Raw genomic sequence first — 25,038 nt, 5'->3', positions numbered from 1 at the left:
CTGCGCTGGCCCTGCCGAAGCCGGCCCGCTTCAAGCTGCGGCAGGTTCTTCTGCCCGTGCCCAATGCCGCCGGAGCTCCTCGGCCAGGCGCTCAGGCTCCACCCGGTGCGGCGGATCCAAGTGGTGGCGCCGCGGGAACACCTCCAGGTGGAAATCGGGAAAGAAGACCCTGGCCAGCCGGGCCGCAATGTCTCCGTAGGCATCCGGGTGGCTCAGGCCGCCCAGGGCGAAGAACACCGGCTGGCTGAAGGCGGCCAGCCGCGACCTGTCCAGGTCATAGGTCTGGAATGCCTCCAAGAACGCGCGGATCCCCGCCGGCCGTTTGGCCATCCACGAGGGCTGGGGTCCCGGCGGTGGAGGAGGAAGGACGACGCCGGGCCTCACCTGCAGCTGCATGAAGGCCGGCATGAGCTGCTCGGCAGGAAGCGCACGCAGCTGCTCATATTCTTTTTGGTGTTGCCGGTATCCCGGGCTCCAGTCCCAGGTGCCGGCCCACGCAGGCTCCAGCAAAGCCAGGCTCTGCAGCCGCTCCGGATATTTGGTGGTGAACGCGAGTGCAGCGGCGCCACCACCGGAATAGCCAATCAGGTGGAACGTGTCCCAGTGGCGGGAGTCGGCCTCCCGCAGGACACCGTCCACTTCCGTGTCCAGGTTCCAGCCTGGAGGTGGATTGTCCTCGGCGTACAGCTCCAAGTCCTTGGCGACGGCGTCCACGCTGGACCCTAGAACCTCCAGCAGCTTGCCGTATGCGGCGTCAGCAGGCAGGACACCGCCCGGCAGCAGGATGACTCGAAATGGCGCCATAGAAGATACGTTTCCTTGTTGTAGCCCTGCGCGCAGTGAGTGAATACTAGCGATCGCGTATGGCTCCGTCTACCAGTTATGCCTTGCGGTGCGAATTACAGAGTCTCGGGAATCGGGCGTCCCGGGAAGAGTGTCGAGTACTGCTTCCGGTACATCCTGCGCCCGATGAGACGGTAGGCAAGCCGGACCGGCGCGGGGATCTCCTTGAACAGTTCCTTCCGGTCCGCCGGCGGGTTTGTGGCCAGCACCATCCCGAGGTAGCCCACCAGGAACTTGTTGCTGACCTGGCTGCTCCCGTGTTCCGCGGCTGCCTTCAGTTCCTCTTGGGTCATCACGCGGTCGACGGCGGGCATCACCTCGGTGACCTCACGCCGCAGGTGCACGTTGAGGACGGAGGACAGCTCCTCGTAGCGCTCGGCAAGTTCATTGCCGCTTTCCGCGTCCGCCGTTGCCATCCACCGCAGGCGGATGGGCTCGATGTCCTCCAACCGCTGGGTGACTTGACGGTGCTGCTCAAGCATCTGCCCCACATGCAAGGCGCACGCCGGTGCCCTTTCCTTCAGCTGCGGGTACATGAGCTCGTCCTCGCCCTCATGATGGATGTGGAGCAGTTTGTCGAAATTCCCCAGCACTTCGCCCACGTAGGATGCGCGGGCAGTATCGCCAGGGGCGGCGGAACGAACCAGGCCAGGCGCCTCGTCGTATGCCCACAGGAAGACGCGGTGGATACGCCTCATGGACGCCGACCCTGTGCACAGGACCGGCCCCGGTGGCACGGGGGCGGCGGCCTCGCCGGGCTGCATGGTGAAGAAGTCGGTCATGGGTAGCCCCTTACGGTCGTCATCCGAGACCGGGACCTCTCCCCGCCAGCATCGTAACGACTGCCCATATGCCGCACAATGCAATGCCCTCCCTCCGATGGGATTAGGTAGGGGAGTTTGCCGGTTTCCCCTACCCAGCCGGGCGCCGGTTGGAGCAAGATGACCCTCATGAAAAAGATCTTTGGTGCCGGTTTCGCGGCGGCAGTGCTGGCGTTTGGGGCAATTAACTCGGCAGTCGCGGGGCACGCTGCGCCTGATCCGTCCCATGTCCAAGGGCAAATCATGGTCAAGTTCCGTGACAAGGCTGGTGCCGCCGGTGCACTGCGCCAGCATGGCCTCAACGAGGGTCCTGCTATCGGGGACACCGGCGCACACCTCATCAAAGTGCCGGCCGGGAAGGAGCTTCAGCTCATCGAGGCGCTGAGCCGGAACCCGGTAGTGGAGTATGCAGAACCGGACCATGCGGTTACTGCCGCCACGGCTGATGAATATTTCCCGCGCCAGTATGCGCTGCAAAACACGGGCCAGCCCTATACCAACACCAAAGGCGATCTGAAGATAGCGGGGGGCAAAGCGGATGCTGATGTGGACGCCGTCGAAGCGTGGGGCGTCACCACCGGCCTCACCACCGGCGGCGGCATCAAGGTTGCCGTGCTTGATTCCGGCGTGGCCAACGACAACCCGGACATCCATCCGAAAGTTGTTGCGCACGCTAACTTCACCAACGGGGAAACCGGCGACGACAACTACGGCCACGGTACCCATGTCTCCGGCATTGTTGCCGCCACCAAAGACAACACCATCGGCGTGGCCGGCACGTGCCCTGGGTGCACCATCCTGGACGGCAAGGTGCTGAACGACAGCGGGGTGGGATCGTCGTCAAGCCTTGCCAGCGGGATCGACTGGGCCATGAACAACGGTGCCAAGGTCATCAACATGAGCCTGGGCGTGCGATCCTCGCGCACCCTGGAAGCGGCCATTAACAACGCCTGGAACAAGGGGGCCGTGCTGGTGGCCGCAGCAGGCAACGGCGGTAACCAGACCAAGATTTATCCAGGCGCATACCCCAATGTCATTGCCGTTGCCGCAACGGACAATGCCGATGTTAAAGCCTCTCTCTCAACCTACGGGGCCAGTTGGGTGGATATCGCGGCGCCCGGAGTCAACGTTTACTCCACCTTCCCGAACCACACCTTCGTCTTGGGGACGCAGAACAGCCGCTCACTGGGGTATGACGTGGGGAACGGCACGTCCATGTCATCCGCCATCGTCGCCGGCGTTGCCGCAATGGTTTGGAGTTCGCATCCTGAGGTCGACCAAAAAGCTATCCGGACCTACGTTGAATCAACTGCCGACACGATCGCCGGCACCGGCACTTACTGGGCAAATGGCAGAGTCAATGCTTGCAAAGCTGTCGGCGGCAAGTGCTCATAGCACCACTGCCATGCTTACTACTTAAGTAGTAAATTGGGTTCATGCACGGCACAAGCCCAGGCCTGCCGCACCTCGACCACGTAACCCATCGCTGGGTCGACGTGAAGGGCTTGCACATGCATATCGCGGAGGCCGGAAGCGGGGACCCGCTGCTCCTGCTTCACGGCTTCCCGCAGCACTGGTGGCAGTGGCGCGGCCTCATTCCCCGCCTGGCCGAGCACTACCGCGTCATTGCCGTGGACCAGCGCGGTTTCGGCTGGACCGACGCTCCCGCGCATGGCTACACCGCCAGCAAGCTTGTAGAGGATGTCGTCCAGCTCATGGCTACGCTGGACATCTCGCGGGCGCGGTTCCTGACGCACGACTGGGGCGCCATCGTCGGCCAGCTCATTGCCATGGAACGGCCGGACCTGGTGGAGGCACTTGTTGTCACGGGTGCCCCCGACGTCCACATCAGGCCAACTGCCCGGATCGTGGGGCTGGTCCCAAAGCTCTGGCACGCGTTCGTGTTGGCGATCCCGGTCGTCGGTCCGCGCCTGCAGCGGAACAGGAGGTTCATGCGCCACCTTTTCAAAGCCTTCGAGCCGGAAGGCGGAGTGTCCGAGGAGGACATCAGGCTCTACCAGGCCCGGATGGAACAGCCCGAGCGAACTAGGGCAGGATCATCCCTTTATCGGGGCACCATCCTGCCGGCGTTCCTTGCAATCATTTTCGGGGCGTACGCCAAGCGAAGCTTCACAGTACCCACGCTGGTTCTCATCGGCGCCATGGAGCCGTCCCGGGACTTGCAGGAGATGGGACACAGGCCGGGGCGCGGGGGCAACGTCACCGCTGAGATCATTCCGGGGGAGGGCCACTTCCTCATCGATCACCAGCCGGATCTGATCGCCGACAGAGCTCTCAGGTTCTTTGCGCAGAACTGAACTGCACGGACGAAACTTCTGCGGCCTCAGGACTGCAGCGACTGCATCACGGACAGGTGCCCCGCCCGGGCGGCGATGAGGCACTTGGCCAGGTAGAAGGGCTGGTTGCCGTACCGAACGTACTGGGTGAGGACCAGCACCGGATCGGACGGGCGCAGGTCCAGCAGCTTCGCGCGGCTGGGTCCCACCTGGCTGAGGCTGATCTGGCACTCGCCCGGCCCGGGCAACCGGCCCAGCTGGTTGTTGAGCGCGGCAAGCAAGGTGGCGCCGCCGTCGTCCTTTATGTCCAGGGTGGCGGCGGCGTCCTTGCCGAGGCTGACGGGCTGGGCGGAAATGTTTTCCTGCAGGTGGGCGATCGCCTCGCCGTCGCGGATCAGGACCGATTCCCACAGCCAGCAGTCGGTGCCGGGCTCGACGCCGACGCCGGGGGCGGCGAACTCGGACGCTGGTTGGCGCACCACCTGGATGCGCTTGACCTCGAGCTGCTGGCCGGGGCTGCCGAGGACTTCCTCGAAGGGGCGGATGCGTTCGATGCCGATGCGGGGGAGCGTGTCCGAGACGAAGCGCCCGACGCCGCGCCTCGCCCTGATGAGGCCGTCCTCCTCGAGCAGCATGAGGGCTTCGCGGACCACCGTGCGGCTGACTTTCATGTCCGTTCCGAGTTCGGTTTCGGTCGGGATCATGGAGCCGGGCGTGAGGAGGCCGTTGCGGATGGCCTCGGCGATCCGGGAATACACCGCGACGCGGAGGGGTGAGCCGGGCTGGGCGGCCACCGGCTGGGACAGGAACCGGGCGGCGTCCTGGTGCACGTTATGCCTCGCTTTGTGGGTCTTGGGATTTCCAGCCTACCGGTGTGACGGGTTTGTTAGACAACAGTCAGGCGGCTGCGGCGGGGCTACGCCTATGCCTGACGTACCAGAGGATCCAGATGACGAGGAAGGCGATAACCAGAGCGTAGCCGCCGCCTTCTGTGATGATCCCCGTACCTGCCTCAAGGACGTCTGCCCACCCTGAAGCGCCAGCAATGACAGACGTCAGCTGAAAGGATCCGACGGCGAAGGCGGCACCCACCGCGATTGCCGTTACCACCGTGTTGTAGCGGTTCCTTCCGGCCGGCCGCCACGATGCCGAACTGTAGGCGGCGCTCATGAAGCAGCCGTTGAGGGAGTCGAGCAGGACCATGCCGGCAGCGAAAAGAACCGGCAGCAACATGGCGGCGTAGGGGTTCGCCATCAGCAGGCCTCCCGCCGCAATCACCAGGAAGGCGACCTCAAGGGTGGTGTCCAGGCCCAAGCCAAAGAGCGCGCCCACAACAAACATTCCGCGGGGCCTCTCCACAAGCCGCGATGTTCTCGCCAGCACGAGGCTAATGGGTGTTCTGATTGCTGGTGCTGCTGCTCTGTCCTGGCCGGCACCGCCCTGCGTCAGGCCGCGCTTCCTGAAGGCAACAATCAGCACATTGAGGTTGGCGAAGCCGATGGCGTAGAGGAAAAGCCCTGCCACAAGGGCGCCGGTCGGCCCAAACACCTGAAGGACCGCCGATTCCCCGCCTGGTGCCGCGACGAAGCTGTGTAATCCCAGCATCATCAGCGCGGACAACACAAAAACCAATGAGCAGTGGCCGAGCGAGAACCAGAAACCGACGGATGCCGAGGGGCGGCCCTGTGCAACGAGTTTTCGCGTCACCCCGTCGATCGCCGCGATGTGGTCCACATCGAAGGCGTGGCGCAGTCCGAGCAGGTAGGCCGTGAGTCCGAGCCCTGCCAAGGTAAGTCCTTCACCTGGCACACCGGGCAGTGGGGAGGGAGCGAACAGGATGATGCCGCCCCATCCAACCACGTGCAGGAAGACAATGAAAGCCGCTTTTCCGGACTGGCAGTGCGGCACATGTAGCTGTTGAGACAGCCCAAGCCGATGACTCAGCGCCGCCTGCACCAGCATCGCCCGGCTCCTCTACCGGGGCGGGGTGAGGTTGTAGCGGGAAATGATGTCGGGTAGCCAGGGGGCCTCGGCGAATTGGAGGCCGAAGTCGGCGGCCAGCTTTTCGATGAGTTCGGCATCTGGGGGACCGGCTTCGAGGTGGTCGGCGAGGCCCCAGAAAAAGTGTTCAAAACCGGCGGGGCTGATGATCTCGATCATGCGGGCCGCTACTTTGCCGGCATTCCACATGGTGTGCAGCTCATTACGGGGTTTGGTGATGTAGCCGCCTGCGCCCAAAACGGCCTGCCGCTCACCGGACCGGAATCCAATTTCGCCTTCGAGGACTATGGAGTACTCATCCTCGCGTGTGTGGATGTGGGGAGGCACCAAAGCCCCCACGGGGAAGGGGTGCTCCACAATGGAAAGCTGTTCGTGCGTGTCTGCACCGAAGAGTTTAAATACAACGCCGATGGTTCCCAGCGGTGCTTCGCGTCCCTGCCCGGGCTCCACGACAGTCAGCCGTGGAGCCTCATCTTGTTCCATGACCGTTTCCTTCCATAGTTGACAGGTCCAGTTTCGATATACACTGGTGTATATCGAATTATCCGCAGGGCAAAGGACAGAGTCAATACTTTGAGTGAACACGAGCGTTCAGCCAAAGGCCGGCAGTATCAGATGCGCAAACGCGCGGAACAGATGGACGGCACGCGCCAGCGCATTGTCGAGGCGACCTCCCACCTCCACGCCACCGTCGGCCCTGCGCGGACCACCATTGCCGGGATTGCTGAGAAGGCGGGAGTGACCCGGCTGACCGTTTACAAGCACTTCCCGGATGAGGTTGACCTCTACAACGCCTGCTCGACCCATTGGCGGTCCAACCAACAGCTTCCGGACCCGGCGGCATGGTCGAAGGTCAGCGATCCCTACGAACGCCTGCGCCTCGGCCTGTCGGATACCTATCGTTTCTATCGGGAGGGCGCAGACATGCTCGAGCGGCTCTACCGGGACAAGGACGTCCTGCCGGAAGGCCTGCAGCAGAGTCTCCAGGAACGCGACGGCTACTTCAGGGACGTGCTTCTAGAGCCGTTTTCCGACCGCCGGGACGACGCGACCCTGCGGGCCCTTATCGGCCACGCTGTCTCTTTCTGGACCTGGCACTCTCTATGCAGCCAAAACGGCCTTGCGGAGGATGCGGCAGTGGAAGCGATGGTAGCGCTCGCAGGGGCGGCTCCCGTGGGATAGCGGCAACCGCTGTTGTACGCGGCAAGGTGGCGCCGCCGTCGTACGGATCTTAGGTACCCCCAATATCTGCGCAGGGTGTAGACCGCTGCCCGGCCGTGGCGTACGTTACCGACACCTCGGATGCTCCGCTGCTCGCTGGGGGTTAGTCGGATCCTTCGCCTGACGGCCTGCGACGGGACTCGTGAGGCTATACGTTCGGAACGATCGAGAGGAAATGATCAATAAAACGAACATTTCATGCAATCCAACGAATGTTCGATTAAAACGAACATCAAGATCGAGCTGCAACGATGAACGGCCCAGAGAGGGCTTCCTCGTCCTGCACCGGCAGTTTCAGCACAAGAGGCGTGGCGACATAGACGATCAACGGTCGCCGCGGAGGTCGTCCAGGATGTCGGCGGTGCTGCATTCCGTGACGATGCGCGGCAACGTCCGGAAGTCAACAGGGCCGGCTGCAGATGGCCGCACCTGACCGGCCTGGAGCAGACGTTCGAACGGCGAAGCCGAGGGCGGAATCAAAGTAGCCGCGATTTCCCCGTTGTTGGTGACGTGGATGGTTTCCCCGTTTTTTACGCGCTCAAGAACCTTGCTGCTCTGGTTGCGCAGTTTGCGATGCGGGATTGTCGTCACGGTTGCCTCCGTAGCAAGTTTAGCGAGCAGGCCGGAGCAGGAAGTAGCGTGCGCCCTGAAAGCCATCGACAGCCGTACCTCACGTCCCTTCAGGCAGGAGGTTGGCCATGAGCGTCCTGGCGACGAACCGGCCGAACCGGTCATTGCTCCAGCCGCGCTTGAGCACAAGGTTCTCAAACAACTCGGCGGAGGTGCAGGTGAACATTACGTCGGCCACCTCCGCTTCTGTTACGTCTGTCCGCAGGAAGCCCCTGCCGAGGACCTGCCGCGCATTGTGCAGCATCCGGCGGTACCGCGCGTCATCCACGTCGCGCAGGAGTGCTGTCATGTCCTGGTCCCCGCTCGCGGCGGCGTCCCGGATCAACAGGAAAACCGGGGCCGCCAGCGGGCTGACCTCGGCTGCGAGCTGGCCCAGCTGGTCCATGAGTTCCCCGGCGTGCAGGACCGACAACTGCGCGCGGTCTGACCGTTCCTCAGCGGCGGGACCGCCCGCACCCAGCAGGCTCTGTTCGTATATTGCCCGCACCAGTCCGGGCTTTCCGCCGAAGCCCTTGTAGACGGACTCCGGGGAGACGCCGGCGGCCCGGGCGATGGAGGCAATGGTGGTCCGGCCGTATCCGCCCGCCAGGAAGAGCTGGCGGGACTGCGCGAGCACCTCTTTCCTGGACGCCTCGGCGGCCTCGCGGCGGCGCCGGGCATCATAGGGGCGGCGGCGCGGAGCCCGGCGGTGCAATTCATTGACCTCAGGTTCCACCGGGCATAAGCTCCTTACATCGGTTCATTCCAGTGAACTGTATCGAATTTAGCGTACCAGCCTCTCCGCCTTCCACGACGGATAAAACAAGGAGCAGATCATGGACGCAGCAGGAGCCGGAATCCTTCCCGAGGGCCCAGTGAGGCGCGTTGTAGCCGCCGCCAACCGTCACGACCTGGACGGTGTCGTGGCGCAGTTCGCGGCGGACTACGAGAACACAACCCCCGTTCACCCCGCCCGGAGCTTCAAGGGCTCGGCCCAGGTACGAAGGAACTGGGCCGCACTATTCGCCGGGCTGCCTGACCTGCGCCTCACGGTCCACGACACTGCTGTAGGCACCGACGGCAAAGTGTGGATGGAGTGGAGCAACCGCGGGACGCGGCCTGATGGAACGGTGTCCGCCTCTGCGGGGGTCGCCATCTTTACCGTCCGCAACGACGTCATCACCGCAGCGCACTTCTACCTTGAGCCGGTCGAGCATGAGTCCGGGGACGTCAATGCCGCGGTCCGAATGGCCGTCCATGGGGCAGCAGCGGGGGAGACGGAGGGGTCATGATTCTTGTTGCCGGCGGCACAGGCCGCCTCGGCCGCGCACTGATACCCATGCTCACGGGCGCCGGCCACCGCGTCCGCATCATGGCACGCGGCGTTTCCTCGTCGTTCCCGCAGTTAGCGGGCGACGGCGTCGAGCACCTGCGCGGGGACCTCGCCTCTGAGGCGGACTGCCGGAAAGCAGTGGCAGGCTGCACCGCGGCCGTGTTTGCGGCGTCGGGATTCGGCCTCAAGGACTCCGACCCCCGCGCGGTGGACCGCGACGGCGCCATCAGGCTTATCCACGCGGCGGCCGCTGCCGGAGTCCAGCACATGGTCATGATGTCCATGCACGGTGCCGCCCCCGATGGGCCCATCGAATTTCTGCGCTGCAAGGCTGCGGCGGAGGACTCCCTGCGCAGCTCCGGTATGGAATGGACCGTCATCCGGATCGGCCTGCTACTGGAACAGCGCCTTGCAAACGTCACTGCCCCGCTGGAATCCAAAGGCAAGGTGCTGGTGTTCGGCTCGGGGTCTGCCCCGGTTACTTTTACAACTGTCCAGGACGCCGCAGCCCTCGCCCTCCGTGCCCTGTCCGACCCGGCGCTGCGGAACCGGGTCATCGAATGGGGCTCGGAGACGACTACGGGCATGGAGTTGGCTGAGGCTGTCCTGGAACGGGCCGGCCATGGATCTGTCCAGCGGATCCCGCTCGCGGCCGAGCGGTTTCTGTCCGTCGCGGCCAGGCCGTTCTCACCGTTTCTTGCACGCGTTGCCGGGGCCGGGATCTGGGAGGAAACCGGAGCTGCCGCCTTCGACCCGGAGCCGACGCGCGCAGAGTTCCCGGACATTCCCGTCACCGGCCTGAGGCACGCCCTCTCGGCGATGCCGGTTCCGGGAGAGAAGTAGCAGATTCGGGAGAGAAACCACTCATTGCCCACCACCTTTTGCCGACCGGGCCCAGGCCCGGGAACGCCGACAGGTTTTTAGGCATTTGTTGCGGTGGGAAGGCCCCGTCGGCAGCCTGCGCTGTCGACGGGGCGCCGGGCTACTCCACCGCGAGCTCCCCAAGTTTTGACCATCCGTCCACCTTGACGTTGACGATGTCCGGAGTCCGGGCCAGGTACGCCGGCAGTTCAGCCGTCGCCCTTTTGAAATGCTCCGACTGCACGTGCTCGCCTCCGGCCTCGTCATCGCGGAACGCCTCGATCAGGAGGTACGTGTTGGGGTCGGCTAGGGAGCGGGCCCACTCGAAGAAGAGGCAGCCCTCTTCGGCGTTCGTTTTGTCAGTAAAGTCCCGGGAAATCTCCGGCCACGCGTCGACGTGCTCCGGCTTCACCGGGAATTTGGCGGTAATAAAGATCATCAGTTTTCCTCTATCTAAAAGCTTCGTCCGGGCTGGGCACAGCGGGCATCAGGGAACCAGGATGGCGCGGCCGCGGACGTTGCCGGCGTCGAGGTCGCTGATGGCCTGCTGGAAATCGTCCAGCTTGTACTTCTGGGTGTGCAGCGTTACCTCGCCGCGGGCCGCGAGCGCCATGAGGTCCTGCAGGTCGTTGTAGGAACCGACGAGGTTGCCGATGATGTTGATCTCGGAGGAAATGACGTCGATGGTTGGCACGCAGATGTCCTCGCCGTAGCCCACCACGAAGTAGTCGCCGGCCTCCCGCAGCATCGCAATGCCCTCGGACGTCGCGCCGCCTTCGCCCACGAAATCGATCAGCACCTCCGCGCCGTTGCCGCCGGTGAGGGCACGCACCTGTTCCACTTGCGCGCCGTCCGCAAGGACTCCTACATCGGCCCCGATCGACTTCGCCAGCTCCAGTGCAGCCGGGTTGCGGTCCACCACGATGATCCGGCTCGCGGTGAGGGCCTTTAGCACCTGGATCCCGATGTGGCCCAGCCCCCCGGCGCCTATCACCACGCAGTTGTCCCGCGGAGTCAGCCTCTTGGCCGCCTTCGCTGCGGCGTGGTAGGCCGTCAGGCCCGCGTCCGCCAGGGCTGCCACGTCCGCAGGTTCCAATGAGTCGTCGATCTTCACCACCGATCGGGCGGAGGTGAGGAGGTACTCGGCGTACCCGCCTTGGGTGTCGATGCCTGGAAACCTGCTGCTCTCGCAGTGCACGTCATCACCGGAGCGGCAGGCGCGGCACAGGCCACAGGTGATCAGCGGGTGCAGGATCACCTTGTCGCCCACCTTGACGTTGGTGACGGCGCTGCCGACGTCGTGCACCCACCCCGCGTTTTCATGCCCGATCGTGTAGGGCAGGTCCACCTGGGACTTTTCCGCCCACTGGCCCTCGAGTATATGCAGGTCCGTCCGGCACACGCCGGCTCCACCGATCTTGACCACGACGTCCCAAGCCCCGGCCACTTCGGGAACGGGCGCCTCGGTCATCTTCAGGCCTTCGTGGTAGCCGACTACCTGTACGGCTCGCATGGTGTTCATGGGTGGATCTCCTTGACTGTGAACGGAAGCACGTGGTGATGGTCGGCAGGCTCGGCTCCTTCGGGCCTGTCTGTCTGGTCGGCGCCCGAACCGGCGTAGCGTGTACGCAGCAGGCCCCGGCAGAAGTGGGCATTGCCGTCAATGGAAATGCGGGTGGAGCGTGCCCGCCGCAGCGCCATCGGCACTTCATCTGGCGGATAGGGGCGGCCGTCATGGTCAACCAGGACGACGGCGGCAGGTTCCGTCGGCAGCCCAAGCGCCATCCGCCGTCGTACTAAAGCGGCTTTGGTCCGGCCAGCCGGCAGGTCGCCAAGACGCACCGTCCCGACGTTTTCTTCTGGCAGCGTGGGATCGGCCCGCAGCAGTTCGGTAAGGCAGCGCTCCATCGCGGCCGTGTGCGCTTTGCGGCGGAACGTCCACCGCAGTTCCTCCAGGCTGTCGTCGGCTTCGTGGCGGAAGGTGCCCCGGTACCCGGCGTCGGCCGCGAGGCCGGCGTTGATCAGCGGGGAGTCGTGGTGGTCATCGAGCTCCACTACCACCTTCGCCACCCCGGGCAGCGCCGAGATCACGTCCTTGCTGTCGGAAGCCATCAGGTAGGCGAAGTTCGGCGAGCAAAATGAGGTGGGCAGGCGCAGGTGCACGGTCGCCACCGCACCGGCCAAGGAGCCGCTGATCTCGACGGAACGGACGAAGCCCAGATCGGTGATCGGCTCGTCCAGCTCCGGATCCAGCACGGCCCCCAGCGCCCGTCGGACCTCCTCTGCTGTCACCGCCACGTCCCGGACGGTGCGGTCCGTTAATGCCGCGGTCATGCTGCGCCTGCCAGGTCCGCCCGTTCCGGCTGGCGGGGACCGGTCGCCGTTTCGTCCGCGCCGGGGAGTTGGAGCTCTGCGGGCACCGGGATGTCGTACATTTTGGCGGCGTTCAGTCCCAGGATCTTTTTCTTCTGGTTCACGGTGAGAGGGGCGTATTCGGTCATGTCTTCGGGGATCTGGAAGTCAACGAACCGCTCGATCAGCCACCGGGGTGACCAGATGGCGTAGTCGCTGGAGAACTGGATGCGGTCCTCGCCAATCCAGTAGATGAGCTCCCCGATGATCTGGGCGAAGTACCGCGGCCGGGTGTGCATGAAGGGGACCGCGACGGCGAGGCCGCCGTGGACGTTGGGTTCCTGGGTGGCGATCCAGCAGAAGTCTTCCAGCCGGGGCAGGCCGACGTGCTCGACCACAAAGTTCAGGTCGTTGAAGTCGGAGGCGGCGTGGTCGACGTCGGCGACGTCGAAAGCGTCCCGGTCCAGGGGGCGGACGGTAGGACCTTTGTGGATGTGGATGTTCTTGATGCCGAGCTTGCGGCACTCCTCGAAATACCGGTAGGACCATGGATCGGAGAGCTTGTACCCGCGGGAATCGCCGTGCCATTCGGCGGTGTAGAGCTTCACCCCCTTGAACTTCATCTTCTCGTGGTCGGCGCGCAGCCGGTCCAGGCCGGCCTCGCCTTGGCGCGGGTCATAACAGTGGTTGTAGGTGAGCTTGTCCGGATTCGCCGCGGCAAGGCCGTACGCCTCCTCCACCTGCGCGAATCCGTTCTTGTAGAACGCGCCGAGGTAGGCCGGCTGAAAGATCGCGTGGTCCACGTAGCCGTCGACGAACAGATCCTTCATGAGGCGTTCGCCGCCCTGGTAAAGGAATTCCTCGTAGGACCAGTGTTCCTCGTCCGGACCGAGGTTGCGGTGGTAGTCGTAGAAGCAATCAATGAACTGCTTACCCTGGATGTTCCGCTGGTTCTCCGGCCGGGCGTCCCACAGTGCGACGTGCGCGTCGACGATGAAGTAGTTCTCGCCGTCTTTGCTGTACATATCGTTCTCCTCCCCGCGACTGCCATAGTCGCGACAGAGACGACGTTAGGGCCGATAGGTACCTGTCAACCTGTGACCGGTGTCTCATTTTGAGACGCCGTGGCATCGCCTTTTGAAACACCGCCCCGTAATCTCGAATGACCAGGACAAGGAGGGCGGCGATGATGCCGGATCAGAACGTTCCCGTCCCGCGGCCACAGCGCGGCGGGCAGGAAGGCATGCTGACTACTGCCTCAAGACGCCTTCTTGCCTCATGGCAGCGCAGTGAAGAGTATGGCGTCTCTGCCGAAATCATCGACCCCATGTGGGCCGGGTCGGTGGCCGGTGATTCACTGTTTTACCAGTGCGGGCAGGAGGTGCTCACGGGCCTGCACCAAACACTGGCCAACGAGCCACTAAGCCTGATGCTCACCGACGCCGACGGGCTGGTCCTCAACCGCTTCAGCGGCGACACTTCACTGCTGCGGGCACTCGATAAGGTTCATCTGGCCCCCGGCTTTGCATTTTCCGAGCGGGAAGCGGGAACCAACGGGTTGGGTATGGCGCTGGCCGACCGGACGCCGAGCCTGGTCCGTGCCGAGGAGCACTACAGCGCAAGCCTCCGGACGTACACCTGTGCTGCCGTCCCGGTGGTCGATCCCCTCAGCGGACGCCTTGAGGGCAGCGTGAACATCACCACCTGGTCCAAGTCTTCACCGGAGTTGCTGTTGGCTCTGGCCCAGTCGGCCGCCAGCAACACGGCTACCCTTATGCTCGCCAAGTCGGGCGGCCACAGGGCGAAAGCAGGACCCAAGGGTGGTGTCTTCCGAGTGCGGCGGGGCCGGCTTGAACCGGGAGCGGGAACGCTGCACGCGATGTCCCTGGGCTGGACAGAGGCCCTTGACCGCGCGGCTCTGGCGCTTGCCGCGAACCGGGTGGTGGCCGCCGTTGGAGAACCAGGTACCGGGCGCGCCACGCTGGTGGGGCAGGCCATCCGCAAGGCCCGCCCCGGGAGCCGCATTCTATGTGCAGCGGCTCCCGCGCCGGAGGACGTGGAGGCGTGGTTGTCGCTCTGGACCCCTGAGTTGTCTAAGCCCGATACCGCTGTGATCGTGGAAAATGTTGACCTCCTGCCGGCCTGGGCGGCACAGGAGTTGAGCGCCCGGGCTGCCGCCGCGGTTCAATCGCTGCCCGCACCGGGCGGCAGCCCTCCCACCATTACCTGGGCTATGACGGCGGAGGAGCTGGCCGCCATCCCGCAGCCACTGGCGGCCATGGTCGAAACCGTGGTGCCGGTGCCCGCCTTGCGTGAACGCGCCGCTGATGTGATGCCCCTGGCCAGGTACGCCGCGCGCCAGACCCGTATGCGTGAAGTGGATTTCACGGCTGCCGCCGAACACGCGCTGACCGGCTACGGGTGGCCAGGCAATGTGGACGAACTTTTCACCCTGGTCCACGACGCGGCCTTGCGCACGGAAACCATCGATGTGCGGCATCTGCCCTCCCTGCTGGTTGGACGTGCCGGGCCACATCTCACCAGGATCGAGGCCATAGAGAGGGACGAGATCATCCGCTGCCTTTCCCGGCCGGGCATTACTGTGGCCGCGGCCGCCACTGAATTGGGAATAAGCAGGGCCACGATTTACCGCCGAATGGCCCGCCTGGGAATTACCGCGGCGAAGTAGGTTTCCTTCCGGCAACTTTGCCAGGGGCCGTGGGGGCAATCGACCTTGTGAGGCGGACTGTTTGCTGTGCGAGCGGCTGCCGTTCGCCGACACTGACGGGGGACGACGGCGGAACGTAGTCCCGCCGTCGTCGTTCCAAACGTTGCTGCTGGGCCGGTGACGGAATCCTGGCACGCTTGGCGCGGTTGCACCGGGCGCACGCAGCGACGAAGTTCTGCAGGCTCGTGGAGCCGCCCTTTGACCACGGATATAAGTGGTCACCATGCTCGGCCGGGCGACCGCAGCGGCGACCGAATCCGCTTTCCATCTCACACTGGCCACCGGCCCGGGCCATCCCCTCGCGGCGCTGCTGGCGGGTAAAGCGGCGTATCGGGTCCCGGCGCCTGACGTCGCGGGCGTTGATGACGGCGCCGACAATGCCCAGCACCACGACGGCTACGCCTGGGAGAGCGACCGCGGCGACGACGCTGTCCACCATTCCGCGCAGAATCTCGGCGGCCGAGGACGGTGCCGTTCCGGCGACAGATGTTCCCTTCGGCATGAGCGCCGTCATCACGGCGACGGCAAGCCACACCATCAAGGCTGAGTAAGACAGGCGAAGGCCCTGTCGTGTCCAATAGATGCGGCCCAGTTCCTGCATCGATTCCCCCGTTTTTGTTCGCCGGAAGCCCCGTGGGTCCCGGATGTCCAGGAAATCGTATAGGCCGATCGGAGGCCGATGTCCCAGGTTTAGCTCAGTTTTTGCAGAGTTTCCCTGCCCAATTGGAGGCCGGGTCAAGCGCTGTGGCGGCCCAGGGTAGTGGGAACAGCTGTGCAACAATGACGCCATGACCCACGAGCAGCCTCAGTCCGCCGAGCTGGAACTGGACAGCACCGACCTCTCCGCATTCGAAGCCGCCTATCAGGCCGCACAGAAGAGCTTGGCCGAGGGCGGCATCCCCATCGGGGCTGCGCTCGCACGGGATGGCGTAGTGATCGCGGGCGGGCACAACGAACGCGTCCAAAACGCCGATCCAATCGCGCACGGGGAGATGTCCGCGCTCCGCACAGCCGGCCGGCAGAAGAGCTACCGCGACGCCACGCTATACACGACGCTCGCCCCGTGCGCCATGTGCGCCGGAACCATCATCCAGTTCAAGATCCCCCGCGTGGTGGTGGGGGAAGCGCGCACTTTCGACGGCGAGCTGGAGCTTCTGCGGTCACGCGGCGTTGACGTGGTGGTTCTGGATGATCCGCGCTGCGTGGACATGATGGGCAGGTTCCAGGACGCCCACCCGGAGCTGTGGGCGGAGGACATCGCCGAGTAGTCTCGGTCCTGCTGCGACGCGGTGGGGTTAGTGGGATGCGTCCCGGAATTTTGCACTGGGGCGGGGCCCCGTCGTTCGTCATCAAAGTCCACGACAGAACCAGCCGCGCGCAGCGGGGAGTGTCTTCCGGCGGACACCGTCCTGATACATTCGGTTCAACCACCCGTACATGCCCTGCGAGGGCGATGCAGTGCGGGACCACCGACACCCAATGGGAGCTCTGCACGTGACAACAACGCCGAGGCTTCCGGGCTCGAAACAAGCCAGGTGCAGGCGTGCCGGACGATAGCCTGCAGGGCACTGGCCCGCTGGAGACTGCCCTCCGCGACGCCACCGCGCTCGCCTTCGCGGTGCGCACTGGTGAAGCCTCAGCCGAGAGCGTCCTGGCGGAGGCGCGGTCGCGGGCCGATGCAGCACCCGCTCTTTGTGCTTTCATCCAGGAGGACTGGGACGGGGCTGCTCTTGCTGCGCGGGAGGTGGACCGGCGCCGGGACCGCGGGAAGGATGTGGGGCCGCTGGCCGGTGTTCCACTCAGCGTCAAGGATGTCATCGCTGTGGCAGGTCTGCAGGTGACCGGCGGCAGTGCCGCATACGCCGGAAACATCGCCTCATTCACTGCCACTGCTGTGCGGCGCCTGCAGGAGGCGGGGGCCGTGGTGATTGGCAAAACCAATTGCCCCGAGTTTGCGTTCGGCGCCGTCACCGAGAGCGCCGTCGGTGGCCGGACGCTCAACCCCCGGTTTCCTGGTGCGACGGCGGGTGGCTCGAGCGGGGGAGAGGCTGCCGCCGTCGCTGCCGGCATTTCAGCGCTCGGCCTGGGCACCGACTACGGCGGATCACTGCGGTGGCCAGCGCAATGCGTGGGTATCACCGCCCTGCGGCCCACCCCGCGTTCAGTTCCTGACCTGGGAATCGTTCCGGGAGCGGGCGGCTGGTACGGGGGCGGCAAACCCTCCCCGCCCGGCGCCCGCCTTCAGGCCGCCACTCAGGTCATTGGGCCGCTCGCACGATCAGTGCGGGACCTGCGGACGGCGCTCGCAGTGTTTACGGATCGACGCCCCGGGGTTCGGACTTCACTCGCCGGGATCGTCCCCGGCAACGTTGCGGTGGCGTGGAGTGATGGTTCCGCATTGGGGCCGGTACGCCGTGAAGTGTCGGAGAAGATCGCCTTATTGGCGGTGCAGATCGCGCCGGAGGTCCGGACACTCACGCACGTACCGGATCTGTTTGCGGGATCGCTGACAGCCTATAACCGGCTCCGCCCTGTTGATCCGATGATTGATCATGCCGCGGCTGTCGCCGGCCACGAGCACCTGATTCTCCCTGCGAACCTCGACGTAATCCAGCGCTCCATGCAAACCGACGCGGGGGAACTCGAAGCGGCTGTTGCCGAATCCGAACAGGCAAGAAGACGGGAGTTGGCGGTGTTCGATACCGCTGACATCGTCCTCCTGCCGGTGGCCGGCGGACCTGCCTGCGACGTGTCCGGAAAGCTGGACATTGATGGGCAGTCCATTTTTGGCTGGGACATCATGGGGCAATGCAGGGCTGTGACCATGGTTGGCGCCCCTGTTGTTTCGCTGCCCGTCGCGTTCTCGTCCGAGGGCCTGCCGCTGTCTGTCCAGGTTGTTGCACGGCCGGGGGCAGATGCGCTGGCATTGGACTTTGCCGAATGGCTGGAGGGCTTCACACGGCTTAATCTGCCGGTTTCACGTCAGTAGGTGGTCTGGGCCACCGACGGACGACGACGGCGGGAGGCAAGTCCCGCCGTCGTCGTTCCTGCTGCCCCGGTGGACCTACCTAATGTCCTTCAGGGGTGCCGTTGCCCTGTCTGGGCTCAGCAGACGGTGCCAGACTTTAAAGTCCAGGCGTGGGCAAAGAAGGTCGGCGATGACGACGGACAAACACCGGGGGCGCGGGTGGGCGGCCCGGCACGAAATCGTGCTTTACCTCGTCCTGGCCTACGCGGTCTCTTGGTGTATCTGGCCGTTGGTCCTGCTGAACCCGGGCAGTAGTCCACTGGTGCCGTTCGGGCCCGGGCTGGCCGCCGTCCTGGTGGCATTCTTGGCAGGTGGCCGCCGGGAGTTGATCAATCTCCTCCGCCAGCTTTGGCGATGGCGGGTCAACTTTGGCTGGTACGCCATGGCATTGAGTGTGCCGTTCGCCGTTCCGGGTCTTGCCCGTCTTGCAGCGGTGATGGCCGGAGCTCCGGCCCTGAGCTGGGAGCCATCTGACGCGTTGCAGGTTGCCAGTTCGATTGCGGTCACGATCGTCATCGTGGGCATCTTTGAGGAGCTGGGTTGGAGGGGTTTTCTTCTTCCACGGCTGCAGGTCACGCGGAACGCACTGGCGTCTGCATTGATGGTGGCGTTGGTGTGGTTGCCCTGGCACCTTCCGGAACTGGTGTCCGATCCGGGCCAGCGCCCCTTGGTGCCGTTCGCAGTCTACATAGGGGCGCTGTCTGTAATCCTTGCCTGGCTCTATAACTGCACGCGGGGCAGCCTGCCGGTGGTGATCTTGTTCCATGCCGCCTTCAACAGCTTCACGCAGTTCTTCCTCGCCGAACTGCAGGGCGGGGACCAGTATCTGGTGGCGTGGTGGACCCTTGCCGGCTTGGGCGCCCTCCTGGCCGTGGCCATCACGGTCTATCCCGGTCACCACAGCCTGGTCACGGTGGATGAGCGGGGCGGCGTGACCGGCTCTACAGCCGGCCAGCCGCCGTCGTAATACGTTTACAAACCGCGCAGGAATGCCAGGCCGCTGGCGGCCAGCTCGTCCTGGCTCGGGGCGAGCGGCCGCCAGATTGAGGCCGCGACGGCAATAGCGGCATTGTCCGCGGTGAAGCTTTCAATGTTCAGCGGTCCGCTGTAGCCCACCTCGTCCAGGGCCTGCAGGAAGCCTTCCCAGTCGGTCTGGTCCCCGCCGGGCGCGCCGCGGTCGTTCCCGCACACCTGCACATGGACCACGTGTTCGCCGGCCGCCCGGACCGCGGCGGCCAGCGAGCGCTCCTCGATGTGCAGGTGGTAGCTGTCCAGGGCAATGCCGACGCCGTTGCCCAGCAACGGCCCCAGCGCCTCGAGCGCCTGGTCCACGGTGTTGATCAGCGACGTTTCATACCGGTTCAGCGGTTCAATGCCCAGCACCACGCCCGCTTCCCGGGCCCGGGCGGCTACCGGCTCCAGGTTCCGGCGCAGCTCGGCGTAGGCCTCCCTCCGCTGCCCTGGCGACATCCGCCAGACCCGGCCGGTCTGGGCGTAGAACGGGCCGCACACAGTGGGCGAACCGATACGTGCGGCCATGCTGATGCAGTCCAAAAGGTAGGCCTGCGTCCCGTCCACGGACGCCGGGGCCGCGGACACGAGGTCCCGCCCCGGCGCCATGGCACCGACTAGGAACGGAGTCAGCCCCGTGGACTCCAGGGCTTCGCGCGCCGCGAGGGCGGTGAAGTCGCCGGCGTTTTCCAGCGGGAGTTCGACGGCGTCAAACCCCAGCGCGGCGATCCTCGCCAGGTGCCCGCCCAGGTTGGCATCGGTCAGGGGAGATTCCCAGACCCATGTGCTGATCCCGATGGGACGCTTCACGCCGCTCCCTCCAACGCCGCCCTCAGCGCAGGGTTAGGGGATCTGCCGCTGCTGCCAGACCTGCGGGTAGCCGGGAAGGTCTTCTCCGCCGAACTTGGCGTAGTGGCCGCCGGGCATCCCCTGGTTGCGCTCCAGCCAGGAATCCAGCTCGTCCGCGAGGATGGGCTTCTGCGGGAGGATCCATTCGGCCGGGACTTGCTCACCCTTGAAGATCTTTTCCACGGCCAGCAGCGGGGTCCGCCACTGGAAGTTGGAGTAGACAGGGGCCATGGCATCGATGCCGGTTTCCTTCCACTTGGTCAGGAAGCTCATCTCATCCTCGCCGGTCATCACCGGAAGGTCCTTGCCGGCATCCTCGAAGGCTTCGAGGGCAGCCACCGCACCGTCGCCGGCGTCCATCCACACACCCTTGACGTCGCCCGTGGCCAGTTCATCGGAGATGATTTTCTTGATCTCGGTGGGGTCAGCCCCGGTGAAGTAGTCCTTGGCCTCGATGCCCTTCTCCTCAAAAATCTTCTTTGCTGCCGCCCAGCGGTGTTCCAGCACGTCCACGCCGGGAAGGATGCGGAGGGCCACCACCTTGTCGCCGGACTGCAGCTTGTCGGTCAGGAACGTGGCGGTGTCAATGCCCCAGGCGAAGCCGCCGATCGGGTGGATGAACGTGGTGGCGCAGTCAGTTTCCACGCCGCGGTCAAACACCACCACCGGCTTGCCGGTCTCGCAGGCGCGTTCCACGGCCTGCGTCAGGGCCGCCGTCGAGTTGGGCGAAATGACGAACGCATCGCAGTTTCCCTCGTCGATGAAGTAGTCAATGTCCGCGATCTGAGTGTTGTCGTTGTCCTTGGCATCCCGGGTTTCCATCTCGGAAATGGCCCCCGAGTCCTGCAGGACCTTGAGCTGCTGGTTCATGGTGATCCAGCCGGTCTGGCGCCACGGGTTCGAGATGGAGGCATTGGCAAAGCAGACCTTCTTCGCCCCGGAGGAAGCGAACTTCGCGGTGTCCGTCATGTCGCCGGCAATGTACTGCAGGTACGGCTGCTCCGCGTTGCCTTCAAAGGTCGCTGAGCGTTGCTCAAACTGGTCGTCGTACAGCTTCTGGTCAAACCAGTCCTGGCTGGCCGGAGTGGTTGCCGCCGGTGAGCCGGTACCCGGTGCGGTTGTTTCGGTAACCGATGGATCCGTGGTGGTACAGGCAGTCAGCACCACCAGCGGCAACGCCGCCCCAAGCGCGACAGCGCGGATAGAGTGTTTGCGCATCAGACTCGATCTCCTCCTTGTTCGGTGCCCTCGCGGGGCATGGGTGCTGCGCTTAGCTGGTGCCGTTCGTCATGGGCAGCGGATGTGGCTCCCTTGCGTTTTCGCTGCCATGACTTGGACGCTGCTGCCACAGCGATAATGATGATGACCCCCTGGACGGTGTCCCGCCACGTGGCCTGGACCCCCATGAAGTTCAGGAGGGTGAATAACGCCTCGAGGGCGAACGCGCCGGCCGCCGCGGACAGCACCCAGCCGCGTCCGCCTCCCAGCACCACGCCACCGAGCACGACGGCGGTAATCGCCGTGAACTCATAGCCCCGCCCCACGGACGGGTGGACTCCGGCATAGCCCACGAGCAGGATGCCGGCCACGGTGGCCGACAGTGACGAGATGATGAACGCCCGCGTCCGCACCCACCAGACGCGGGAACCGGACAGTTCAGCAGCCCTCGGGTTGTCTCCCACGGCGATGAGCATGCGGCCATAGGGGCGGCGCATCAGGACGACCGCCAGGATGGCCACCGCCGCCAGGATGATGACCGGGTACGGAATGATGTCCAGGACCGGGACGTCCTGGATCCCGCCGCGCCCGATCTGGCGGAAGCTGTCCGCCGGGTTTCCCTGGGCCGCGCCGCCGGTCCAGTAGAGGACCAGCCCGAGCAGGGCCAGCATCATGCCCAGCGTCACGATGAAGCTGGGCACCTTCAGGAGCGTTGTGATCAGTCCGTTCACCAGTCCGATGAAGGCACCGAGCACAAACATGAGGATCAGGACCGGGATCACCCTGGAGTCGTCCTGCCGGATGAGGTTGCCGGCAACGATGACCTGCATGGTCACCACTGATCCCATGGACAAGTCGAACTCGCCGCCCACAATGACGAAGTACTGGCCGATGGCGGCGATGGCGATCGGCGCTGTCCTGCCGATGAACCGGATGAAGGAGCCCGGCTCCCCGAAGGAGGGGTTCAGCGCGATGATGGCAGCCAGGAGCCCGATCAACAGGATGAAAACGGCGCCGCCGGGGGTGCGCAAAGCCCGCAGGAGCCGCTGGGACCGGCTGGCGCGGTTTTGCCGGAGGACCGCACTGCGGTCGGAGGGCAGTACGGTGCTCATGGCGCCTCCGCGCGTGCAGCCTGTGCGGCAGGCGCTTCCGCCGGGCCCTTCGAACTGAACCGCTCCGGTCTGTTGACGATCCTGCGGCGGGCGTACACGGCGACGGCGACGACGATCACCACGCCCCTGACCACGTCCTTCAGGAAGGGGTTGATCTGCATGACGGACATGATGTTGTCCAGCATGGCGAAGATGAGGACGCCGCCCAGGGTGCCGGTGATGGTCCCTTTGCCGCCGGCCAGCAGGGTGCCGCCGAGGACCACAGCGGCGATGGAAAGCAGGTCGTAACCGCCCTGGGAACCCACCGTCGGGCTCCCCACGCCCAGCCGGCTGGCGAGGAGCAGCCCCGCCATTCCTGCCAGCAGCGAGCAGATCACATGGGCCGTGATGACCGGCAGGTCGATGCGTATCCCAGAGGTCCGGGCCACGGAAATGTCACCGCCGACGGCGTAGAGGTGGTGGCCCATGCGGGTGCGGTGGAGCAGCAGCATCGCCAGGCCCGCGCAGGCCAGCATAATGATGGTCGAGATGGGCACAGGCCCCAGGCCGGTCGCCCCGATCAGCCGGAACGAGAGCGGGGTCTGTCCGAAGCTGCCCTTGAAATTGGTCGCAAGGTAGCCGCTGATGATCAGGCCCATGCCCAGCGTGGCGATGAACCCGTGCACGTTGAGCCGGGCCACGATGAGGCCGTTCGCCAGGCCGATGATGGCCGCGGCACCCAGAGTGAGCAGGACCCCGGGCAGGACGTTGCCCGGGTTGTTGGCCATCACCCCCGCGGCAATCAGGCTGGCCAGGCTGGCAACATAGGGGACCGAGAGGTCCAGGCTGCCTGCCAGGATGACCAGCGTCTGTCCGATCGCGATGAAACCGAGGACGCTGGTTCCGGTCAGGATGCTGGAGATGTTGCCCTGGCTGAAGAAATTCCGACCCACCGTGCTGACGAGAACGGCGCCCACGATCAGGGTCAGCAGCGCCACGAGGTAGACGATCTGCGTGGAGGACAGGCGGTCGAAAAAGCTGCCCCGTTGTTTCATGTTCCTCCTCCAGGTGCTGTCCTGGCGCCCGTTCCCAGCTGCAGGACGGCTTCCTCGGACGTTCCGGCCGGAAGCTCGCCCGCCAGGCGCCCGTCGCGCATGACCAGGATCCGGTCCGACATCCCGATGACCTCAGGCAACTCGCTGGAGACCATCAGGATGGCTTTGCCTTCGGCTGCCAGCTTGCGCATCAGCCGGTACACCGCCACTTTGGCTCCCACGTCGATGCCGCGGGTCGGTTCGTCCAGCAGGACCAGGCGGGGGCGGATGGCCAGCCATTTGGCAAGGACCACTTTCTGCTGGTTCCCGCCGGACAGGTACTGCACCTCCTGGTCCAGGTCCCGGGCCACAACTTCCAGGGAGGAAAACACGCCGGGGATCTCGGTTCGGGCCGTCCCGGTGCGGCGCGGGAAAACCGATCTGATGACGGTCAGCGCGTTGTTCAGGATGGACTGGTTCAGGCTCAGGCCCTCAGCCTTGCGGTCTTCCGTGATAAGGGCCATCCGTGCCCGGACCCCCTCCCGCGGCGATTTGGGTGCAACGTCACGGCCTTCCACCTTCATGGTGCCGCGGGTAAAGGGGGCGGCACCGAAAATGGCGTGCAGCAGCTCAGTCCGGCCCGATCCCTGGAGGCCGGCCAGCCCCACAATCTCACCCGGCTGGACGCTGAAGCTGATCCCGTCCAGCTGGCCGTTTCCGGCATCGTGCAGTTCGAGGATCGGCTGTGCGGGGACGTCGGCGCCGCTGTCCGCAGGGGGCAGCTTATCCGGGAAGAAGGCTGAAATGGGCCGGCCCACCATCAACCGGACCAGCCGTGTGTCGTCGAGTTCGGAGGCGGGGCCGGTGCTGACCACGCGGCCGTCCTTTAGGACGGTGATGACGTCGCACAGGTCAAAGAGCTCCCGAAGCCGGTGGGAGACATAGAGGATGGCCGTTCCACGTTCCCGGAGGCGGGACACGATCTGGTAGAGCAGCTCAACTTCGGCGCCGGCCAGTGCGGCGGTGGGCTCGTCCATGGAAACGATCCGGGCGTCGTAGCTGACAGCCTTCGCAATCTCCACTACCTGCTGCTCAGCAACGGTCAGGGTCCGCACCTGCGCGGTGGGCCGGATGGCGGTGATCCCGAGCGACTCCAGCAGTTCCGCCGTTTTCGCGTTCATCAGCGCCTTGTTCACCAGGACTCCGCGGCGGGGCTCCCGGCCCAGGTAGATGTTCTCGGCCACCGTCCGGTCGGGGAGCAGATTGAACTCCTGGAATACCGACGAGAGCCCGGCTTCGTGGGCCTTCGTAGGGTGGCTGAAACTGACTTCCCGGCCGTCCAGAAGCACCGTTCCCGCGTCCGGCTGGTAGACGCCCGCGAGCACTTTCATCAGGGTGGATTTCCCGGCGCCGTTTTCACCCACGAGCCCGTGGACCTGGCCCCGGTGAAGGGTAAGGTGGGCGTCTTCCAGAACGGGAATCCCGAAGAAACTCTTGGTCAGTCCACGGACTTCCAGGAGTGGCGGGGGATCAGCTGAACCTTGAGGGCGCCCGCCGGGGATTGACGCCTCGCCCGTCCGTCCGGGGTTCTCCATCGATCCGCCCACGCCTAACTGTTACAGGGCGGGTTCAGTTCCGTCAAGGGATAAGCGATGGCTTACTACCAGGCCTCCTTGGCTGCGTTTTGCGGGTATCTCGGCACGTCAGACACGGGTAGGGCGGCCAGCGAGGATCGCTGACC

Annotated in this window: 26 protein-coding genes; 9 read left to right on the top strand and 17 right to left on the bottom strand. The window is 65.0% G+C overall.

Features of this window, described 5'->3' with window-relative positions; all coding sequences use genetic code 11:
• Positions 1-30: 30 nt before the first annotated feature.
• Both B5520_RS04520 and B5520_RS04515 read right to left on the bottom strand, forming a co-directional pair.
• A complete protein-coding gene (locus B5520_RS04520; protein ID WP_176156769.1) occupies positions 31-804 on the bottom strand; it encodes an alpha/beta fold hydrolase in 774 nt (257 codons plus the stop codon).
• Between the two features lie 95 nt (positions 805-899).
• Complete coding sequence (locus B5520_RS04515) at positions 900-1,625, bottom strand: hemerythrin domain-containing protein (protein WP_079595822.1); 726 nt, start codon at positions 1,623-1,625, stop codon at positions 900-902.
• A 168-nt stretch (positions 1,626-1,793) separates the two neighbouring features.
• Here B5520_RS04515 and B5520_RS04510 point away from each other — a divergent pair, with 168 nt between their 5' ends.
• Together B5520_RS04510 and B5520_RS04505 are read left to right on the top strand one after the other, a co-directional pair.
• A complete protein-coding gene (locus B5520_RS04510) occupies positions 1,794-3,059 on the top strand; it encodes a S8 family peptidase (protein WP_079595909.1) in 1,266 nt (421 codons plus the stop codon).
• 41 nt (positions 3,060-3,100) lie between these two features.
• Entirely contained in the window at positions 3,101-3,982 is an 882-nt protein-coding gene (locus B5520_RS04505; protein ID WP_079595821.1) for an alpha/beta fold hydrolase, read from the top strand.
• 26 nt (positions 3,983-4,008) lie between these two features.
• On the opposite strand, the gene B5520_RS04500 is transcribed toward B5520_RS04505, so the two are convergent.
• The 3 genes from B5520_RS04500 to B5520_RS04490 form a co-directional block, all read right to left on the bottom strand.
• Positions 4,009-4,791, bottom strand: a complete 783-nt coding sequence (locus B5520_RS04500; protein WP_079595820.1) for a GntR family transcriptional regulator — start codon at positions 4,789-4,791, stop codon at positions 4,009-4,011.
• 67 nt (positions 4,792-4,858) lie between these two features.
• Positions 4,859-5,749, bottom strand: coding sequence for a HoxN/HupN/NixA family nickel/cobalt transporter (locus B5520_RS04495; RefSeq protein WP_176156767.1), 891 nt, complete (start codon positions 5,747-5,749; stop codon positions 4,859-4,861).
• Between the two features lie 186 nt (positions 5,750-5,935).
• Positions 5,936-6,445, bottom strand: coding sequence for a cupin domain-containing protein (locus B5520_RS04490; RefSeq protein WP_079595818.1), 510 nt, complete (start codon positions 6,443-6,445; stop codon positions 5,936-5,938).
• Positions 6,446-6,535: 90 nt separating this feature from the next.
• Between B5520_RS04490 and B5520_RS04485 the strand changes: the two genes are divergently transcribed.
• Positions 6,536-7,144, top strand: coding sequence for a TetR/AcrR family transcriptional regulator (locus tag B5520_RS04485; protein ID WP_217700300.1), 609 nt, complete (start codon positions 6,536-6,538; stop codon positions 7,142-7,144).
• A gap of 363 nt (positions 7,145-7,507) precedes the next feature.
• On the opposite strand, the gene B5520_RS04480 is transcribed toward B5520_RS04485, so the two are convergent.
• Both B5520_RS04480 and B5520_RS04475 read right to left on the bottom strand, forming a co-directional pair.
• The gene (locus B5520_RS04480) at positions 7,508-7,774 is read right to left on the bottom strand and encodes a type II toxin-antitoxin system Phd/YefM family antitoxin (protein ID WP_079595817.1); all 267 of its coding nucleotides are present in this window, start codon (positions 7,772-7,774) and stop codon (positions 7,508-7,510) included.
• 79 nt (positions 7,775-7,853) lie between these two features.
• Positions 7,854-8,528, bottom strand: coding sequence for a TetR/AcrR family transcriptional regulator (locus B5520_RS04475; RefSeq protein ID WP_079595816.1), 675 nt, complete (start codon positions 8,526-8,528; stop codon positions 7,854-7,856).
• 100 nt (positions 8,529-8,628) lie between these two features.
• Here B5520_RS04475 and B5520_RS04470 point away from each other — a divergent pair, with 100 nt between their 5' ends.
• On the top strand, positions 8,629-9,084 hold the full coding sequence (locus B5520_RS04470; RefSeq protein ID WP_079595815.1) for a nuclear transport factor 2 family protein: 456 nt from the start codon (positions 8,629-8,631) through the stop codon (positions 9,082-9,084).
• A complete protein-coding gene (locus B5520_RS04465; RefSeq protein ID WP_079595814.1) occupies positions 9,081-9,968 on the top strand; it encodes an SDR family oxidoreductase in 888 nt (295 codons plus the stop codon). Before B5520_RS04470 ends, B5520_RS04465 begins: the two co-directional genes overlap by 4 nt.
• A gap of 139 nt (positions 9,969-10,107) precedes the next feature.
• Here the strand turns inward: B5520_RS04465 and B5520_RS04460 are convergent, their stop codons facing one another.
• The 4 genes from B5520_RS04460 to B5520_RS04445 are packed head-to-tail and all read right to left on the bottom strand — an operon-like array spanning position 10,108 to position 13,363.
• On the bottom strand, positions 10,108-10,425 hold the full coding sequence (locus tag B5520_RS04460; protein WP_079595813.1) for a putative quinol monooxygenase: 318 nt from the start codon (positions 10,423-10,425) through the stop codon (positions 10,108-10,110).
• 48 nt (positions 10,426-10,473) lie between these two features.
• Positions 10,474-11,508, bottom strand: a complete 1,035-nt coding sequence (locus B5520_RS04455) for an NAD(P)-dependent alcohol dehydrogenase (RefSeq protein ID WP_217700299.1) — start codon at positions 11,506-11,508, stop codon at positions 10,474-10,476.
• Entirely contained in the window at positions 11,505-12,320 is an 816-nt protein-coding gene (locus B5520_RS04450) for an iron-sulfur cluster assembly protein (protein ID WP_079595812.1), read from the bottom strand. The genes B5520_RS04455 and B5520_RS04450 overlap by 4 nt, the downstream gene beginning before the upstream one ends.
• A complete protein-coding gene (locus B5520_RS04445; protein ID WP_079595811.1) occupies positions 12,317-13,363 on the bottom strand; it encodes an amidohydrolase family protein in 1,047 nt (348 codons plus the stop codon). Before B5520_RS04445 ends, B5520_RS04450 begins: the two co-directional genes overlap by 4 nt.
• Positions 13,364-13,524: 161 nt before the next feature.
• On the opposite strand from B5520_RS04445, the gene B5520_RS04440 reads away from it, so the two are divergent.
• Positions 13,525-15,027 carry a GAF domain-containing protein gene (locus B5520_RS04440; RefSeq protein WP_176156765.1) on the top strand — a complete coding sequence of 501 codons (1,503 nt, stop codon included), beginning with the start codon at positions 13,525-13,527 and terminating at the stop codon, positions 15,025-15,027.
• Here B5520_RS04440 and B5520_RS04435 read toward each other — a convergent pair.
• A complete protein-coding gene (locus B5520_RS04435) occupies positions 15,011-15,604 on the bottom strand; it encodes an HNH endonuclease (RefSeq protein ID WP_254865458.1) in 594 nt (197 codons plus the stop codon). The genes B5520_RS04440 and B5520_RS04435 overlap by 17 nt on opposite strands.
• A gap of 250 nt (positions 15,605-15,854) precedes the next feature.
• Here B5520_RS04435 and B5520_RS04430 point away from each other — a divergent pair, with 250 nt between their 5' ends.
• The 3 genes from B5520_RS04430 (at position 15,855) to B5520_RS04420 (ending at position 19,061) form a co-directional block, all read left to right on the top strand.
• The gene (locus tag B5520_RS04430) at positions 15,855-16,334 is read left to right on the top strand and encodes a nucleoside deaminase (protein ID WP_079595809.1); all 480 of its coding nucleotides are present in this window, start codon (positions 15,855-15,857) and stop codon (positions 16,332-16,334) included.
• A gap of 275 nt (positions 16,335-16,609) precedes the next feature.
• Complete coding sequence (locus B5520_RS04425; RefSeq protein WP_254865457.1) at positions 16,610-18,055, top strand: amidase; 1,446 nt, start codon at positions 16,610-16,612, stop codon at positions 18,053-18,055.
• A 169-nt stretch (positions 18,056-18,224) separates the two neighbouring features.
• Positions 18,225-19,061, top strand: coding sequence for a CPBP family intramembrane glutamic endopeptidase (locus B5520_RS04420; protein WP_176156763.1), 837 nt, complete (start codon positions 18,225-18,227; stop codon positions 19,059-19,061).
• A gap of 5 nt (positions 19,062-19,066) precedes the next feature.
• On the opposite strand, the gene B5520_RS04415 is transcribed toward B5520_RS04420, so the two are convergent.
• Genes B5520_RS04415 through B5520_RS04395 form a run of 5 tightly spaced genes read right to left on the bottom strand, consistent with a single transcriptional unit; the run spans position 19,067 to position 24,892 of the window.
• Positions 19,067-19,915 carry a sugar phosphate isomerase/epimerase family protein gene (locus B5520_RS04415; protein ID WP_079595807.1) on the bottom strand — a complete coding sequence of 283 codons (849 nt, stop codon included), beginning with the start codon at positions 19,913-19,915 and terminating at the stop codon, positions 19,067-19,069.
• Positions 19,916-19,948: 33 nt separating this feature from the next.
• A complete protein-coding gene (locus tag B5520_RS04410) occupies positions 19,949-21,172 on the bottom strand; it encodes a substrate-binding domain-containing protein (RefSeq protein ID WP_079595806.1) in 1,224 nt (407 codons plus the stop codon).
• Entirely contained in the window at positions 21,172-22,284 is a 1,113-nt protein-coding gene (locus tag B5520_RS04405) for an ABC transporter permease (protein ID WP_079595805.1), read from the bottom strand. The genes B5520_RS04410 and B5520_RS04405 overlap by 1 nt, the downstream gene beginning before the upstream one ends.
• Positions 22,281-23,318 carry an ABC transporter permease gene (locus B5520_RS04400; protein ID WP_079595804.1) on the bottom strand — a complete coding sequence of 346 codons (1,038 nt, stop codon included), beginning with the start codon at positions 23,316-23,318 and terminating at the stop codon, positions 22,281-22,283. Before B5520_RS04400 ends, B5520_RS04405 begins: the two co-directional genes overlap by 4 nt.
• Entirely contained in the window at positions 23,315-24,892 is a 1,578-nt protein-coding gene (locus tag B5520_RS04395; protein WP_079595904.1) for a sugar ABC transporter ATP-binding protein, read from the bottom strand. Before B5520_RS04395 ends, B5520_RS04400 begins: the two co-directional genes overlap by 4 nt.
• Between the last annotated feature and the right edge of the window lie 146 nt (positions 24,893-25,038).

This window comes from Arthrobacter sp. P2b, assembly GCF_900168295.1.
Taxonomy (GTDB): domain Bacteria; phylum Actinomycetota; class Actinomycetes; order Actinomycetales; family Micrococcaceae; genus Arthrobacter.
This window is presented reverse-complemented; position numbering and strand designations above follow the sequence as displayed.

Excerpts from the sequence above, each read along its gene's own strand:
- B5520_RS04400 (WP_079595804.1), bottom strand. The coding sequence starts at position 23,318 with ATGAAACAACGGGGCAGCTTTTTCGACCGCCTGTCCTCCACGCAGATC.
- B5520_RS04505 (WP_079595821.1), top strand. The coding sequence starts at position 3,101 with ATGCACGGCACAAGCCCAGGCCTGCCGCACCTCGACCACGTAACCCAT.
- B5520_RS04465 (WP_079595814.1), top strand. The coding sequence starts at position 9,081 with ATGATTCTTGTTGCCGGCGGCACAGGCCGCCTCGGCCGCGCACTGATA.
- B5520_RS04455 (WP_217700299.1), bottom strand. The coding sequence starts at position 11,508 with ATGAACACCATGCGAGCCGTACAGGTAGTCGGCTACCACGAAGGCCTG.
- B5520_RS04490 (WP_079595818.1), bottom strand. The coding sequence starts at position 6,445 with ATGGAACAAGATGAGGCTCCACGGCTGACTGTCGTGGAGCCCGGGCAG.
- B5520_RS04520 (WP_176156769.1), bottom strand. The coding sequence starts at position 804 with ATGGCGCCATTTCGAGTCATCCTGCTGCCGGGCGGTGTCCTGCCTGCT.
- B5520_RS04395 (WP_079595904.1), bottom strand. The coding sequence starts at position 24,892 with ATGGAGAACCCCGGACGGACGGGCGAGGCGTCAATCCCCGGCGGGCGC.
- B5520_RS04510 (WP_079595909.1), top strand. The coding sequence starts at position 1,794 with ATGAAAAAGATCTTTGGTGCCGGTTTCGCGGCGGCAGTGCTGGCGTTT.
- B5520_RS04440 (WP_176156765.1), top strand. The coding sequence starts at position 13,525 with ATGATGCCGGATCAGAACGTTCCCGTCCCGCGGCCACAGCGCGGCGGG.
- B5520_RS04405 (WP_079595805.1), bottom strand. The coding sequence starts at position 22,284 with ATGAGCACCGTACTGCCCTCCGACCGCAGTGCGGTCCTCCGGCAAAAC.
- B5520_RS04435 (WP_254865458.1), bottom strand. The coding sequence starts at position 15,604 with ATGGTGTGGCTTGCCGTCGCCGTGATGACGGCGCTCATGCCGAAGGGA.
- B5520_RS04430 (WP_079595809.1), top strand. The coding sequence starts at position 15,855 with ATGACCCACGAGCAGCCTCAGTCCGCCGAGCTGGAACTGGACAGCACC.
- B5520_RS04470 (WP_079595815.1), top strand. The coding sequence starts at position 8,629 with ATGGACGCAGCAGGAGCCGGAATCCTTCCCGAGGGCCCAGTGAGGCGC.
- B5520_RS04515 (WP_079595822.1), bottom strand. The coding sequence starts at position 1,625 with ATGACCGACTTCTTCACCATGCAGCCCGGCGAGGCCGCCGCCCCCGTG.
- B5520_RS04450 (WP_079595812.1), bottom strand. The coding sequence starts at position 12,320 with ATGACCGCGGCATTAACGGACCGCACCGTCCGGGACGTGGCGGTGACA.
- B5520_RS04445 (WP_079595811.1), bottom strand. The coding sequence starts at position 13,363 with ATGTACAGCAAAGACGGCGAGAACTACTTCATCGTCGACGCGCACGTC.
- B5520_RS04410 (WP_079595806.1), bottom strand. The coding sequence starts at position 21,172 with ATGCGCAAACACTCTATCCGCGCTGTCGCGCTTGGGGCGGCGTTGCCG.
- B5520_RS04420 (WP_176156763.1), top strand. The coding sequence starts at position 18,225 with ATGACGACGGACAAACACCGGGGGCGCGGGTGGGCGGCCCGGCACGAA.
- B5520_RS04460 (WP_079595813.1), bottom strand. The coding sequence starts at position 10,425 with ATGATCTTTATTACCGCCAAATTCCCGGTGAAGCCGGAGCACGTCGAC.